The sequence below is a fragment of the Rathayibacter sp. AY1G1 genome, from assembly GCF_002932095.1.
Classification (GTDB): domain Bacteria; phylum Actinomycetota; class Actinomycetes; order Actinomycetales; family Microbacteriaceae; genus Rathayibacter.
This window is the reverse complement of the sequence record NZ_PSUZ01000003.1, coordinates 58,808-72,942: the sequence shown is the minus strand read 5'-3', so window position 1 is coordinate 72,942 and position 14,135 is coordinate 58,808. Positions and strand designations below refer to the sequence as shown.

Genomic DNA, 14,135 nt, shown 5'->3' with positions numbered 1-14,135 from the left:
CAAGGAGGGCATGTTGAAGCTGTGGAGCGCATCGAACGCGTTCCTCTACCTCGGCAGCGTCAAGGAGAACGACTTCCTGCAGAACGTCTCCGAGCTCGTCGGTGACTACGACCGCGAAACGACCTCCGCCAGCTATAACAAGGGCGTCCGCTCGACCTCGACCGCCTTGAAGCGCGAACGGATCCTGACCGTGGACGAGCTCGGAGCGATGCCCCGCGGCCGCGCCGTGATGCTCTCTACTGGCTCCCGCGCCGCGCTGCTGCGCACCGTTCCCTGGTACGAGGGCACGAAGGAGAAGGTCGCAGCGATCAAAGCCAGACGTGTTCTCGGGCGCGGACCGGCTCGTCGCTGACGAATGTGCTTGTGCTACGCGCTGCGGCGGGAGATGAGCGAGTGCTCGACGACGATCTCGCTCGGGTGCGCCGGAGGGCCGTTCCGGATGCGCTGAGCGAGGAGGTCGACGGCCGTCTTGGCGATCTGGCGGCTGCCGGGATCGATCGTGGTGAGGGCGGGTATCGCGTAGGCGGCGGCGGTGACGTTGTCGAAGCCGACGACCGCGATGTCCTCCGGTACGCGGATGCCGCGAACGTGCAGCGCGTGCAGTGCCCCGAAGGCCAGGGTGTCGTTGAAGCAGAAGACGGCGTCCAGAGGGACGCGGGAGTCGAGCAGCTGCGTCATCGCGACGGCGCCGTCGGCGTGGTGCCACTCGGTGGCGACCGCGACGAGGGCGGGGTCGAACGGGATCGCGTTCGCCTCGAGGGCACCGCGGTATCCGTCCAAGCGGAGTGCTGCGGCGCTGACGGATCCGCCGGCGGGGTTGCTGCCGATCGCGGCAATGCGCCGGTGTTGGCGGTCGATCAGGTACTGCGTGGCGGTGGCCGCGGCGGCTGTGTTCGCCATGGTCACGTGATCGACCGGGCCGTCGAAGATCCTGTCGCCCAGGAGAACGAGTGGGCGGTCCCCGACGAGTACTTTCTCGTCTCCGGGGCCGAGTGCGTGAGGCTGGAAGATCAGTCCGTCCGACAGCTGGCGGCTGGAGCCGGAGAGGACGGCGATCTCGGCGTCTCGGCGCGCTCCGGTCTGCTGGATGATCACGGTCCAGCCGTGCCGCTCGGCCTCCGACATGATGACCGTCGCGAGCTGGCCGAAGTACTCGATCGCGAGATCCGGGATCGCGAGGGTGATGAGCCCGGTCTGGCCGGTGCGCAGTCCGCGCGCGGAGACGTTGAGTTGGTATCCGAGATCGCGGACTGCCTTGAGGACGAGATCGCGGGTCTCGGGTCTGACGTTGGCGTTGCCGCTGAGCACGTTGGAGACCGTGCGAGCGGTGACGCCTGCAGCAGCGCCGACATCGGCCATGGTCACCGGGCGGGTTCGCGATCGCGGCATCGGCATTATTCCTCCCATGAGCGTTCCCCGATCATCCCAGGTCGACGGTCGGCGAGAGGCGCACGGTCACCCAGGCGATGGCGGGGATCCGGAACGAGAGGACGCCGTCGGACAGCGCAACGGCGAGGAGTCGCGGAGTGACGGTGTCGGGGAGCTCCGCCGAGTTCGTCGCGAACGGGTCCTCGTGTCGGAGGATCAGCGCCTCCGTCACGGTGAGGGCGGGGAACGCGGTGAGGTCGACCGTGGTCTCCGTGACGCCGTCGGTCGCGCGGTTGACGATCATCAGGTCGAGGGAGCCGTCGGCGTGTGCCGCTGCGGCGAAGGCGAGGACGGGAGCGGAGTCCTCGCCCCCTCCCGTGCTGTCCGCCTCGACGACGGTCCGGAGCGCGGTCGCGCCGGCGGAACGCCGTGCCTGGGCGAACGGCCAGAAGGTGCTCTGCCGCCAGGCGGGGCCGTCCGGTTCGGTCATGATCGGACCGATGACGTTCACCAGCTGAGCCATGCTCGCTGCACGGACGATGTCGGCTCTGTTGATCATGCTGATGAGCATGTCGCCCACGACGACGGCGTCCGCTGCCGTGTAGCGGTCCTCGAGGAGTCGGGGCGCCTCCTCCCATTCGAGCCCTCCGGCGACGCGCTCGTCGTGGGCGACGAAGTCCCACACGTTCCACTCGTCGAAGGAGATGGCGATCGGACGCTCTGATCGCGTCTGTGCGCGCACCTGTCCGATCGTGTCGGCGATGGCGGTGATGAAGCGGTCCATCGCGACGCCGGAGGCGAGGAACGCGGCCAGGTCGCCGTCGTAGCGGAAGTACTGGTGGCAGGACACGAAGTCGACGTGCTCGATCGTGTGCAGCAGTACCTCCTGCTCCCAGGCTCCGAAGGTGGCCATCCGGTCGTTCGAGCTGCCGCAGACGATCAGTTCGAGGCAGGGGTCGAGTGCGCGCATGGCGGCGGCGGTGCGGGCGGCGAGACGCCCGTACTCGTCGGCGCTCAGGTGGCCGATCTGCCACGGCCCGTCCATCTCGTTGCCGATGCACCAGAGACGGATGCCGTGCGCCTCGTCGGCGCCGTTCGCGCGCCGCTCGTCCGAGAGAGTGGTGCCGCCGGGGTGGTTCGCGTACTCCAGCAGGTGCAGGGCCGAGCGGATTCCGTCGGTCCCGAGGTTCAGCGCCATCATCGGCTCGACGCGTGCCGCCCGGCACCAGCGGACGAACTCGTCGACCCCGAAGCGGTTCGGCTCGACGGTGTGCCAGGCAGGATCGAGCCGGACGGGACGGTCCTCGACCGGACCGATGCCGTCGCGCCAGTCGTACGCCGAGACGAAGTTACCGCCCGGGTAGCGGACGGTCGTGACCCCGAGCTCCTCGACGAGCGCGAGGACGTCGGTGCGGAATCCGTCGGCGTCGGCACTCTCGTGCGAAGGATCGAGCAGGCCGCCGTACACGCCTCGGCCCAGGTGCTCCACGAACGATCCGAAGAGCCGCGGATCGATCGTCCCGACCGTGAAGGCGGGGTGCACGATGCCGTGCGCTCGGTGGACGGGGTGCGAGGTCATGGCCATTCCGTTTCATCGATGAACTGGTGCGCACAGTATGCACGCCTCGACCAGCACACCGCGATCCGAAAGGGATGGTGTCGAATGTTGACGGGGTCGGCCCGGCGGCTCTACTATCGCCGACAGCGGTCCTCGATTTCATCGATGAAATGCCTGCACCAGGTGGCCGAGTCAATGAAGACAGTGAAAGCGAGGCACGTCGTGAGGCGTCACAGCACCCGGATCAGCATCGTCGCAGCGGTCACAGCCGCGACTGCGGCCCTTCTTCTCAGCGGCTGCACGCCGTCGTCCGCGGGAGGCGCCTCGGCCGGGAACGGCGGCGACACCTTGACCGTCTGGCACTACTACTCCGTCGACGGCCAGACCGCCGGACTCGAGGAGCTCGCGTCGGACTTCGAATCGACGCACGAGGGGGTCGCGGTCGAGAACGTCTACGTTCCGTTCGACCAGCTGACGAACAAGCTCGTGCAGGCCGCGGGAACGGGCACCGGCCCCGATGTGGTCGTCTACAACGCCGCCGATACCTTCACCCTCACCGAGGCGAAGGCCATCGAGCCGATGAACGAGTGGTGGGACCAGTACGCCGACGCCGGGCAGTTCCCCGACGCCGTCGTGCAGAAGGTCGGCGACGACGTCATGGGCGTGCAGGGCTTCGTGAACCTGATCGGCCTCTGGTACAACCAGGACATCCTCACCGAGCTGGGTGTCGAGGCTCCCACCACGTTCGAGGAGCTCGAGGCGGATCTCGCCTCGGCCACGGCCGCCGGCAAGGACGGCATCACGCTGACCGGCAAGGCGAACTCCGAGGGCGAGTGGCAGGCGTTCCCGTGGCTCTCGCGTGCCGGGTGGGACTACGCCGCACCCGAGCAGCAGCCTCTGCAGGACGCGTTCGCGATGGTGCAGGACTGGACCGCGAAGGGCTACCTGACCAAGGAGGCGGCGACGTGGGACCAGACGGTCCCTTTCCAGCAGTTCGCCGCGGGGAACACGGCCTTCGCCGTCAACGGCAACTGGCAGATCACCTCGGCCGAGAAGGACGCCGCGTTCGAGTACGGGGTCGTGCCGATCCCCGTCGGTGAGGGCGGCTCGGTCTACCTCGGCGGTGAGGTGCAGAACGTGGGCGCCTTCTCCGAGAACAAGGCGCTCGCGCAGGAGTACCTCGAGCAGGAGTTCTTCTCGAAGCAGGGGCAGCTGACGCTGCTCGACGCCTTCGGCTCGATCCCCGCCCGTGCCGATGCAGCTGCCGACGACAAGGTCGGCAGCGACCCGATCCTTTCCCAGTTCGCGGCGATCCTCCAGGACGACGGCCACACCTCGCCTGACCCGGCGATCCCGTCCGAGAACGTCGCGAAGGTGCTGCAGACCGTCGGTGAGTCCTGGAGCGCGGCGGTCGCCGGCAGCGGGACCCCCGAGCAGCTCTCGAGCGACCTGATGACGACCCTGACGCCGCTGCTCCAGCAGTAGCAGACCCCGACGAGAGAATGGAGCGACCGTGAGCAGCACCTCGACCACGACCCGGAGACGATCCGGCGTCGGCGGCGGCCGACTGGGCTTCGCCGCACCGGGAGGAGTGCTGCTCGCGGCGCTGTCGCTCTACCCCATCTACCTGCTGATGAGGATGAGCGTCAGCGAGGTCAGCTCCGGAACCCTCAACGGGGACTGGCCGTTCGTCGGAGTGCAGAACTTCCTCGCGCTGCTCCAGGGCTCCGACCTCGGCGGCGCCACGCTGCGCACCGGGGCCTTCGTGGTCCTGGTCACGGTCGTCGGGGTCGTCGGAGGACTCGGAGCGGCGATCGCCCTCCGTTCCTCCCGGCTGGGCAGTGCCTTCCTCCTGGGGATGATGGTGTTCATCTGGGCCATGCCGCCCGTGGTGAACGGCAGCATCTGGAAGTTCCTCCTCGCCGATCAGGGTCTGGTCAACACGCTCGTGCGGGCGACCGGCCTCTCGGCGGAGGGCGTCCCCTTCCTCTACGACGCGAGGTTCGCGCTGCTCTCGGTCGCGATCGTGAACGCCTGGGCCGTCATCCCCTTCAATGCGCTGGTCTTCCGGTCGGCTCTGCTGGGCATCGACCCCGAGATCCTCGAGGCGGCCTCGGTCGACGGCGCGAGCCGCTGGCAGGAGATCCGGAGCATCCTCATCCCCGCGGCGCGGCCGACCGCCGTCATCCTGGCGATCCTGACCGTCGTCTACGCCTTCCGCAGCTTCGACTTCATCTACGTGATGACCGCCGGCGGCCCCGGAGACGCGACGTCCACGCTGCCCTACCTCAGCTACTCCCAGGCCTTCGTCCAGCACGACTACGGACTGGGTTCCGCGACGGGCATCATCGCCCTCGCCATCGTGGCGGTCCTCGCCGTCGTCTACGTCCGATCGACCAGGAGCGAGTCCTGATGAGCACCCTCACCGCCCCCCTGACCCGCCTGCGAGGCGGCGCTGCGACCCGCGTCGCGCGACCGTCCCGCACCCGGGAGCCGGTCGCCTTCACCGTACGCGTGGTGCTCTACGTCCTGTACGGGCTGCCCCTTGTCTGGATCGTGCTCACCTCCCTCAAGCGCCAGGGCGACGTGGTCGGCGGAGCGATCCTCTCGGCGCCCTCCTTCGACGCCTATGCGGAGGCGCTCGCGAACCCCGCCCTCGCGACGGCGCTCGCCCAGTCGGCGCAGATCGCCCTCGGGACCACTGCACTGGTGCTCGCGCTCGGCGTCCCGTTCGCCTACGCGCTGCGCCGCGTCGACGGCGTCGTCGCCGGTCTCGTCCTCGGGCTGCTGATCTTCCTGCAGATGGTGCCGCAGACGGCGAGCATCATCCCTCTGTTCGCGATCTTCAGCAGGCTCGGTCTTCTGGACACCACCGCCGGTCTCGTCCTCGCCGATACGGCGATGTTGCTGCCGTGGGCCGTGCTGCTGCTGCGACCGTTCTTCGCCGCGGTGCCCGACGCCATCGAAGAGGCCGCCTCCATCGACGGGGCCGGTCGGCTGCGCACCTTCTTCGCCGTCGTCGTCCCGATCGTTCGAAACGGCATGGCGACGGTCGGCTCGCTGATCTTCCTCGTCGCCTGGGGCGAGTTCCTCTTCGCGATCAACCTCTTCCTCTCTCCGGTCAACTACCCGATCAGCGCTCTCATCGCGCAGCAGACGTCGGGGTACGGGATCGACTGGCCCGGGCTGATGGCTCTCGCGGTCATCTCCTCGCTGCCGCTGCTGGCCGTCTACGTGCTGTCGTTCCGGCTGCTGCGTGAGGGCCTCGCCGTCGGCAGCGTCAAGTAGCAGTCGTCCTTCCTCTCGTCCCGCGCCACTCTTGAAAGATCCCGTCATGACCTTCTCCCCAGCCCTGCCCGTTGACCCGGCCGCCGGGACCCTGACACCCCTCGCCATCGACCGGGTCCAGCTGGACCCGGAGGGGTTCTGGGGACGTCGGGTCGCCGTCAACGCGACCGCCACCTTCGAGCACAACCTCGGCTGGCTGGAGCGCGCCGGATGGCTGCGCAATTTCGAGCTCGCCGTCGGGGGCGGACTCGCCGAAGGCCGTCGCGGACGCGAGTTCGCCGACTCCGAGGTCTACAAGACCCTCGAAGGGCTCTGCTGGCACACCGCCGGACGTGAGGACCCGGAGACCGAATCGATCATCCGCGCTCTCACCGCCCGCATCGTCAGTGCGCAGGAGAGCGACGGCTATCTCGGCACCCGCTTCGGCCGGCACGGTCAGGCTGAGCGTTACAGCGACCTCGAGTGGGGCCATGAGCTGTACAACGCCGGACACCTCCTCCAGGCCGCGGTCGCGCGACTGCGCACCCACGGTGAGGACGGGTTCACGCAGGCCGCGCGCCGTCTCGCCGACCACATCTGCTCGGAGTTCGGGGCGGACGGCCGCCAGACGGTCTGCGGACATCCGGAGATCGAGGTCGCGCTCACGGAGTTCGCCCGCGCCACGGGGGAGGAGCGCTACCTCGAGCAAGCCCGCGTGTTCTTGGACCGCCGCGGTCACCAGAGCCTGGAAGACGTCGAGTTCGGTCGCGCCTACTTCCAGGACGACGTCCCGATCCGCGAGGCCAAGGTCCTCCGCGGACACGCGGTGCGCGCCCTCTACCTCACGTCCGCGGTGGTCGACGTCGCCGTGGACACTGATGACGCCGAGCTGCTCGCGATCGTCGAGCGGCAGTGGGAGGCCACAGTCGCACGCCGGACCTACATCACCGGTGGAATGGGCTCGCATCACCAGGACGAGGCGTTCGGCGCCGACTTCGAGCTACCCAACGACCGCGCGTACTGCGAGACCTGCGCCGGCGTGGGCTCGATCATGCTCTCGTGGAGGTTGCTGCTCGCCACCGGCCGCCCGCGCTACGCGGACCTGATCGAACGCACTCTGCACAACATCATCGCCACCGCCGTGTCCGAGGACGGCCGCTCCTTCTTCTACGCGAACACCCTCCACCGGCGCGAGCCGGGCGTCGCGTCCTCCCCGGAGGAGCAGTCCAAGCGCGCGGACTCCAGTCAGCGGGCGGCGTGGTTCGACGTCGCCTGCTGCCCCAACAACCTCGCCCGCACCTTCGCCTCGCTGTCCGGCTACCTCGCCACCACCGATGCGAAGGGTGTGCAGCTGCACCAGTACGCGTCCGCCACGATCTCCGCCGCTCTCCTCCAGGGAGACGTCTCGATGGAGGTCTCCAGCGACCTGCCGGAGCGGGGGCGAGTCGCCGTGACCATCACGCGCACACCCGTCGAGCCGTGGACTCTGACGCTGCGGATCCCGACCTGGGCGACGAACGCGGACGTCGTCGTCGTCTCCGCCGACGGGGATGCTGCCGAGACGCCGACCGGACCGTTCCACGGCACGCTCCACCTCGAACGGCGTTTCCGCGTCGGCGACCGGATCGAACTCGACCTCCCCTTCGAACCCGTCCTCGTGCAGCCCGACGAGAGGATCGATGCCACCCGCGGCACCGTCGCCGTCCAGCACGGACCGGACATCCTCTGCCTCGAGTCCGTCGACCTCCCCGCCGGCGCCCACGTCGACGACATCGCCCTGGACGCCGGAGCGGTCCCGATCGCACGAGAGGGGCGTGTGACGCTCGCCGGCAGCGTCGCCGAACGCGACGAGCACGAATGGCCCTTCTCCAGAATCCCTCGAACCCCGCACCGACGGCCGTTGACCGTGGCGCTCACCCCGTACCGGTCGTGGGGATCCCGAGGTCCCGTGTCGATGCGCATCTGGCTTCCCGTGAACCACTCCTGATTCCCGGGCGAGCTCCCACCGCCGGGCGGATCCTCGCTCCTCTGCGGCGGCCGCCGGTCACCGCATCCGCACTTCGACGAAGAAGGCAGGACATGTCCCTCCTCTCACGCAGAGCCTCTCGGCTGCTCGCGGCACTCACGATCGGCGTCATCGCCGCAGCAGGATCGGTGGTGGTCGGCCAGACCGCCGACGCCGCCACCAGTTACCCCTACACGCTCGCCTCCGACAAGATCCGCGCGAGCTTCGCCGCGGACGGGTCGATGCAGTCGCTCAAGATCGTCGGCGACCTACACGACACCGAATACCTGATGAACCCGGACAGCGCTCCGGAGCAGGCCCGCGAGACGAACAGCAAGTACCGCCAGTGGTTCGGGAACCTGATGTTCTCCTACGCGAACGGCACGGGAGCAGTGTCGACCACCGGTGTCGGCGCGAACCCCTGGAAGACCGCGTGGACCTCCCAGTCGGCCGACGGCCGCACCGTCTCGGCGACGTCGAGCAGTGTGACGGTCACCCACCAGAACTCCACCAACGCGGAAGGCGTGAAGGGCTTCACCGTCACCGAGACGTACTCTCTCGCCTCCGACGGCTCCCTGGTCTGGAAGCAGGACGTCAAGAACACCGCGGCCACGCAGCTCGTCATCGGCGACTGGGGTGTCCCCGTTCCCGGCAACGAGCTATGGAGGCAGGGCGACTCGATCTACGAGACCCGGGTCCTCACACACTCCTACGTGGGTAAGAACGGCTCATACGTCACTCTCGAGCGTCCCAGCGGCCAGGGCCCGTTCATCGCCATGACCGCCGACACCGCATCCGGCTCCGGCTTCGAGTACCAGGACCGCTGGCGCACCGAGGAAGTCGGCAACACCTCCTGGGCCTGGAACTCGGCGAACGAGAGCTCGAACATCAAGGGCCTCAACATCTACTACCCGCACTCCACCGCGATCCAGAAGACCAACCGCGGCTACCTCAGCTCCACCAGTGTCGCCATCGCGCCGGGCGCGACGAAGAGCTACACCTATCGCATCGGCAAGGTCGATGACGACGCAGCACTCAAGCAGACGATGTTCGATCGAGGGCTGCTCGACACCACGGTCGTCCCCGGACTCATCGTGCCCATCGACCGGCGCGCAGAGATGGCGTTCCGGATCAAGGGCACCATCACGTCAGTCACCGCGCGCAACCGCAACGACCTCAAGGGGTCAGCGCCCACGAACCCCGTCGTGACGTTCTCCCGGAGCAACGGCGACTACCGGATCTACGGGATGACCTTCGACCGCACGCAGCTGGGCGCCAACGACGTCACCGTCTCGTACACGGACCAGACCGGCGCCGCGCGGCAGTCCGTCCTCCAGTTCTCCGTGATCGACAGTGTCGCGGGACTCCTCGACACGCATGCGAAGTTCATGGTCGAGAAGACCCAGTGGAAGCCGTCCGACGGACTCTCCGCGAGCGACATCCGCAACTACACCTTCGACGACTGGATGATGAACGCCCCCGACGGCAGCCTCGCCACCACGACGAATGCCCCTCAGGGCCGCCGCAACGAGTACGCCGGCTACTACGGGCTCGGCGACGACTGGGGACTCCCGCACGGCCAGTTCCTCGCGGAGAAGCTCGTCGCCCTGCCCGACGCCATCCAGATCAAGGCCCTCGACGACTACCTCCAGAAGGCCGTCTGGGAGAACCTGATGGGGAACACGTCGCCCAGCGCCGCGCCGAAGTACACCGTCTACGACTTCTGGGAGCAGGGGAAGCCCGGCAGCCTGAACACCACGCCCGGCTACCGCGGCTACGCCTACCCGCACGTCTACAACACGTTCTTCGGCATGTACAACATCGCCAAGCAGAACCCCTCCGCGATCGCCTACGCCCACCCCGCTCAGTGGTACCTGACGACGGCCTACGGGATCTTCAAGGAGCTCTACGAGGGACCCGTCGCCTACAACTGGGAGACCGGACTCATGGGTGAGCTCTCGACACCCGATCTCATCGCCGCATTGCGCGCCGAGGGACTGGACACGCAGGCCAACGACATCGAAGCGAAAATGGCGATCAAGTACGCCAACTTCTCCTCCAACGCCTACCCCTACGGCTCCGAGTACAGCTACGACAACACGGGGGAGGAGGCGGTCTACACCCTCGCCAAGCTCAATGTGAACGACGACAAGACGAACGCCCTGCGCGTCATGCGCGACATCGTCGCCAAGACGGAGGCCGCCCGCGGACGCATGCCCGTCTGGTACTGGTACTCCGACCCCACCACCATCACGGGCGAGAACTGGTGGCAGTTCCAGTACAGCGCCTCCCTCGCCGGCTACACGATGGACGACTACATCAACCACACCGCAGCACTCGAGACCGGAACCACGGCCATCACCGCCGCGCGCCGCGCCGAGCTGCAGCGCCTGAACTACGCCGGCAAGGTCGCAGGACTCGCGACCATCAACTCCGGCCAGATCAGCAACGCGCCGGCCAACATCGGAGCCGCATCGTGGTCGTACCAGGCCGAGCGCGGCAACCTCGGCACCCTCGGGGTCGGCGGAGGCGCGAACGTCAAGCTGAACAACGGCTGGCGGGGCATGACCGGCGAGAGCGATCTCGGACTGTGGGGCACCCTGCAGACCCTCAGCGCCGACGTCGTCACCGATGACCCGATCTTCGGAGTCGTCGGATACGGAGCGGACGTCTCGCGGGACGCCTACTCCACCACCGTCATCCCGAAGGACGGCCTGCAGCGCCGCCTCAACCTGGTGACCCAGCAGCTGTCGGTCGACCTCGAGAACGACGCCTACTCGCAGGCGATCGTCGGCTCGAACAGCGCCGACCTGCGCCTGGACATGCTCAACCGCACCGGCACCGCACACTCCGGCATCGCGGAGGTCAGCGGCCTCGCGCAGGGCAGCTACGCGGTCATCGTGAACGGCGTGCGCCAGCGCACCGTCAACGTCTACCGGCCCGCCTCTCTCGCGGGAACGCTTCCCGCGCCGGTCCGCGTCCCGTTCGATGCGCCCGCCGGCAGCACGTACATCGTCCACCTGGTCTCGACCGCCCCGGGCGCGAATGCGGCGCCGACCGTCAACGCCGGACCCGACCAGGCCGGGCTGTCCCTCGGACTCGATCCGATCCAGCTCAGCGGATCCGCCTCCGACGACGGACTCGGCTCGCCGAACGGAACCCTGACGACGCAGTGGAGCGTGCAGTCTGCTCCTGCCGGTGCCACCGCGACCTTCGCGTTGCCGACTGCTCGCCGCACGTCTGCGTCGGTGAGTACCGCCGGCAGCTACGTGTTCGCACTCCGGGCAAGCGACGGCGTCCTTGCGACCACCGACACGGTGTCCGTGACCGTTCAAGCCCTGCAGCCGCTCCCGGCCGACTGGGTGACCTACACCTTCGACTCATCGTCGAACGGCACCGTCCCCGACGCCTCCGGCAACGGCAACGCGCTCGCGCTCAAGGGGACGGCGGCAACCGCCACCGACGGCACGGCGAGCGTGCTGCGGCTGAACGGAAGCGACGGGGCCTTCGCCCAGCTGCCGTCGGACATCCTGTCACGCTCGAAGGACCTGACCATCTCGATGAGGGTGAAGGTCGATTCGATCTCCACCTTCAGCCGGCTGTTCGACTTCGGCAGCAGCACCCAGAAGTACGTGTTCCTCACGCCGAAGTCGACTGACGGGAAGCTAGGGCTCGCCCTCACGACCTCCGGTAATGGAGCGGAGACACGGATCTCGACGAACTTCACGATGCCCGCTGGGCAGTGGACCGACATCAAGGTGACCTTCAAGGCGAATACGAACGGCACGACGACGGGAACGATCTTCGCCAACGGAGTGCAGGTCGGGCAGAACACCGCCATGCCGCTCGCTCCGAAGGACCTAGGCCGCACCAGCGGCAACTTCCTCGGCAAGTCACAGTTCCCCGACCCGTACCTCGCCGGCAGCTTCGACAGCTTCGAGATCGACGGAGTCGTGCGCTAACGACACCCGAAAGACCAGCGCTGAACCGCTCGTCGCCCCCTCCTCACGCGGCGACGAGCGGTTCAGCACCTCTTCCCGCGCACAACTTCTGCGCATCAGCCCTCGCCCGCTGGCGCCACCGAGGGGCGAGCTGGTTGAGGTTGCTCGAGACGTACCCGATCGTGCTGCGGATGTTCATCAGATCCGCGGCAACTGACTTGAACTCCGCGTCCGTGATGACCGCGTCCTCGGCCGTCGCGGACTCGAACGGGGAAGTGCGACGCCCGCAGCGGGTCGAGCAGGCTGTCGCCGGCGACTACTCGCCGTCCTTCGCCCTCGCGCTGATGCAGAAGGACGCGGGGCTGATCCAGGCCTACGCGGACAGCGTCGGCGCACCCGTCCCCGGCGTCGCGACGGCCCGCCACTACATCGACGAGGCGATGGCCGCCGGCTTCGGCGGGGAGAACGCCTCGGCGCTGATCAAGGCGATCGCCGCGGAGGCCGACGTCGACCTGACCCGGCGCTGACCCTCCGCCCCGGGGTGCCCCTGCCCGGCCGTGACGGCCGCCGCAGGGGCTCCCCCGGCACCCTCCCCGTCCCGGCCGCGCCGCGTGCTTCACTGGAGGGATGACCACGCGTGACGACCACATCGCCGACTTCGCCGAGTTCCTGACCGCCTCCCCCTCCTCGTACCACGCGGCCGCCGAGGCGGCACGGCGCCTCGAGGGAGCCGGATTCACGGGGCTGGACGAGACGCAGGCGTGGCCCGCGGGGCCCGGCCGGTACTACGTCGTCCGCGACGGCGCGATCATCGCCTGGCACCTGCCCGAGGGCTCCGGGGCGACCACGCCCTTCCGCATCCTGGGCGCCCACACCGACTCCCCCGGCTTCATGCTCAAGCCCCGGCCGACGATCGGTTCGAAGGGCTGGCTGCAGGCCGGCGTCGAGATCTACGGCGGCCCGCTGCTCAACTCCTGGCTCGACCGCGAGCTCGAGCTGGCCGGGCGCGTGGTCACCCGCGACGGCTCGACGCGCCTGCTCCGGACCGGCCCGCTGCTGCGGATCCCGCAGCTCGCGATCCACCTCGACCGCACGGCGAACGAGGGACTCACCCTCGACCGCCAGAAGCACAACGTCCCCGTGTTCGGCATCGGCGACGCCTCCGAGGTCGACCTGCTCCAGCTGCTCGCCGCGCACGCCGGGCTCGACGACGCCTCCGACATCGCCGGCTACGACCTGCTCACCGCCGACACGCAGGCGCCGCGCCGCTTCGGCCTCGACGAGATGCTCCTCGCCGCCGGGCGGATGGACGATCTCAGCTCCGTGCACGCCGGCCTCGTCGCGCTCCTCGCGGCGAGCGCCGATCCCGCGGCGCCGCCCGCGCACATCAGCGTGCTCGCCGCCTTCGACCACGAGGAGCTCGGCTCGGCGAGCCGGTCCGGAGCGAGCGGGCCGTTCCTCGAGGACGTCCTCTCGCGCATCGGCACGGCCCTCGGCGCCGGCGTCGACGAGCGCGCCCGGGCGATCGCCGCCTCCTGGTGCCTCTCGGCCGACGCGGGCCACTCCGTGCACCCCAACTACTCCGAGAAGCACGATCCCGCGAACCAGCCGGTGGCCGGGAAGGGGCCGCTGCTCAAGATCAACGCGACGCAGCGCTACGCGACGGATGCGCGCGGCGCGGCGCTGTGGGCGGGCGTCTGCGAGCGCGCCGGGGTCGGGTACCAGGAGTTCGTCTCGAACAACTCGGTGCCGTGCGGATCGACGATCGGCCCGCTGACCGCGACCCGGCTCGGCATCTCCACGGTCGACGTGGGAGTGCCGCTGCTCTCGATGCACTCGGCGCGCGAGCTAGCCCACGTGGACGACCTGGTCGCCCTGACCGCGGCGATCGAGGCGTTCTTCACTCCCTGAGCCGGGTCGGGCGCGATCGGGGTCCGCGGCGCCGCGCAGTGTGCGGGCGGACCCTGCGACCCCGCGCAACCGCCAGGCGGACCCC

At 68.8% G+C, this 14,135-nt stretch carries 11 protein-coding genes; 8 read left to right on the top strand and 3 right to left on the bottom strand.

Annotation, left to right across the window (positions count from 1 at the left end; translation table 11 throughout):
- The first annotated feature begins 10 nt into the window (after positions 1–10).
- Entirely contained in the window at positions 11–352 is a 342-nt protein-coding gene (locus C5C36_RS02680; RefSeq protein ID WP_104287999.1) for a TraM recognition domain-containing protein, read from the top strand.
- Positions 353–366: 14 nt separating this feature from the next.
- On the opposite strand, the gene C5C36_RS02675 is transcribed toward C5C36_RS02680, so the two are convergent.
- The gene (locus C5C36_RS02675; RefSeq protein ID WP_104224058.1) at positions 367–1,389 is read right to left on the bottom strand and encodes a LacI family DNA-binding transcriptional regulator; all 1,023 of its coding nucleotides are present in this window, start codon (positions 1,387–1,389) and stop codon (positions 367–369) included.
- Between the two features lie 31 nt (positions 1,390–1,420).
- A complete protein-coding gene (locus C5C36_RS02670) occupies positions 1,421–2,947 on the bottom strand; it encodes an alpha-N-arabinofuranosidase (RefSeq protein ID WP_104247258.1) in 1,527 nt (508 codons plus the stop codon).
- A 201-nt stretch (positions 2,948–3,148) separates the two neighbouring features.
- Between C5C36_RS02670 and C5C36_RS02665 the strand changes: the two genes are divergently transcribed.
- The 5 genes from C5C36_RS02665 (at position 3,149) to C5C36_RS02645 (ending at position 12,160) form a co-directional block, all read left to right on the top strand.
- The gene (locus C5C36_RS02665) at positions 3,149–4,411 is read left to right on the top strand and encodes an extracellular solute-binding protein (RefSeq protein ID WP_181027149.1); all 1,263 of its coding nucleotides are present in this window, start codon (positions 3,149–3,151) and stop codon (positions 4,409–4,411) included.
- 28 nt (positions 4,412–4,439) lie between these two features.
- Positions 4,440–5,339 carry a carbohydrate ABC transporter permease gene (locus tag C5C36_RS02660; protein ID WP_104247247.1) on the top strand — a complete coding sequence of 300 codons (900 nt, stop codon included), beginning with the start codon at positions 4,440–4,442 and terminating at the stop codon, positions 5,337–5,339.
- Positions 5,339–6,214: a carbohydrate ABC transporter permease gene (locus C5C36_RS02655; RefSeq protein WP_104224039.1), complete on the top strand. Its 876-nt coding sequence runs from the start codon at positions 5,339–5,341 to the stop codon at positions 6,212–6,214. Before C5C36_RS02660 ends, C5C36_RS02655 begins: the two co-directional genes overlap by 1 nt.
- 46 nt (positions 6,215–6,260) lie before the next feature.
- Positions 6,261–8,180, top strand: coding sequence for a glycoside hydrolase family 127 protein (locus C5C36_RS02650; protein WP_104225865.1), 1,920 nt, complete (start codon positions 6,261–6,263; stop codon positions 8,178–8,180).
- 92 nt (positions 8,181–8,272) lie between these two features.
- On the top strand, positions 8,273–12,160 hold the full coding sequence (locus tag C5C36_RS02645) for a DUF5695 domain-containing protein (RefSeq protein WP_104309201.1): 3,888 nt from the start codon (positions 8,273–8,275) through the stop codon (positions 12,158–12,160).
- A gap of 43 nt (positions 12,161–12,203) precedes the next feature.
- Here the strand turns inward: C5C36_RS02645 and C5C36_RS17935 are convergent, their stop codons facing one another.
- Positions 12,204–12,338: a hypothetical protein gene (locus C5C36_RS17935; RefSeq protein ID WP_258067579.1), complete on the bottom strand. Its 135-nt coding sequence runs from the start codon at positions 12,336–12,338 to the stop codon at positions 12,204–12,206.
- A 76-nt stretch (positions 12,339–12,414) separates the two neighbouring features.
- Between C5C36_RS17935 and C5C36_RS02640 the strand changes: the two genes are divergently transcribed.
- Both C5C36_RS02640 and C5C36_RS02635 read left to right on the top strand, forming a co-directional pair.
- Entirely contained in the window at positions 12,415–12,666 is a 252-nt protein-coding gene (locus C5C36_RS02640) for an NAD-binding protein (protein ID WP_181027148.1), read from the top strand.
- Between the two features lie 100 nt (positions 12,667–12,766).
- Positions 12,767–14,050: a M18 family aminopeptidase gene (locus tag C5C36_RS02635; RefSeq protein WP_104309200.1), complete on the top strand. Its 1,284-nt coding sequence runs from the start codon at positions 12,767–12,769 to the stop codon at positions 14,048–14,050.
- The last annotated feature ends 85 nt before the right edge of the window (positions 14,051–14,135 follow it).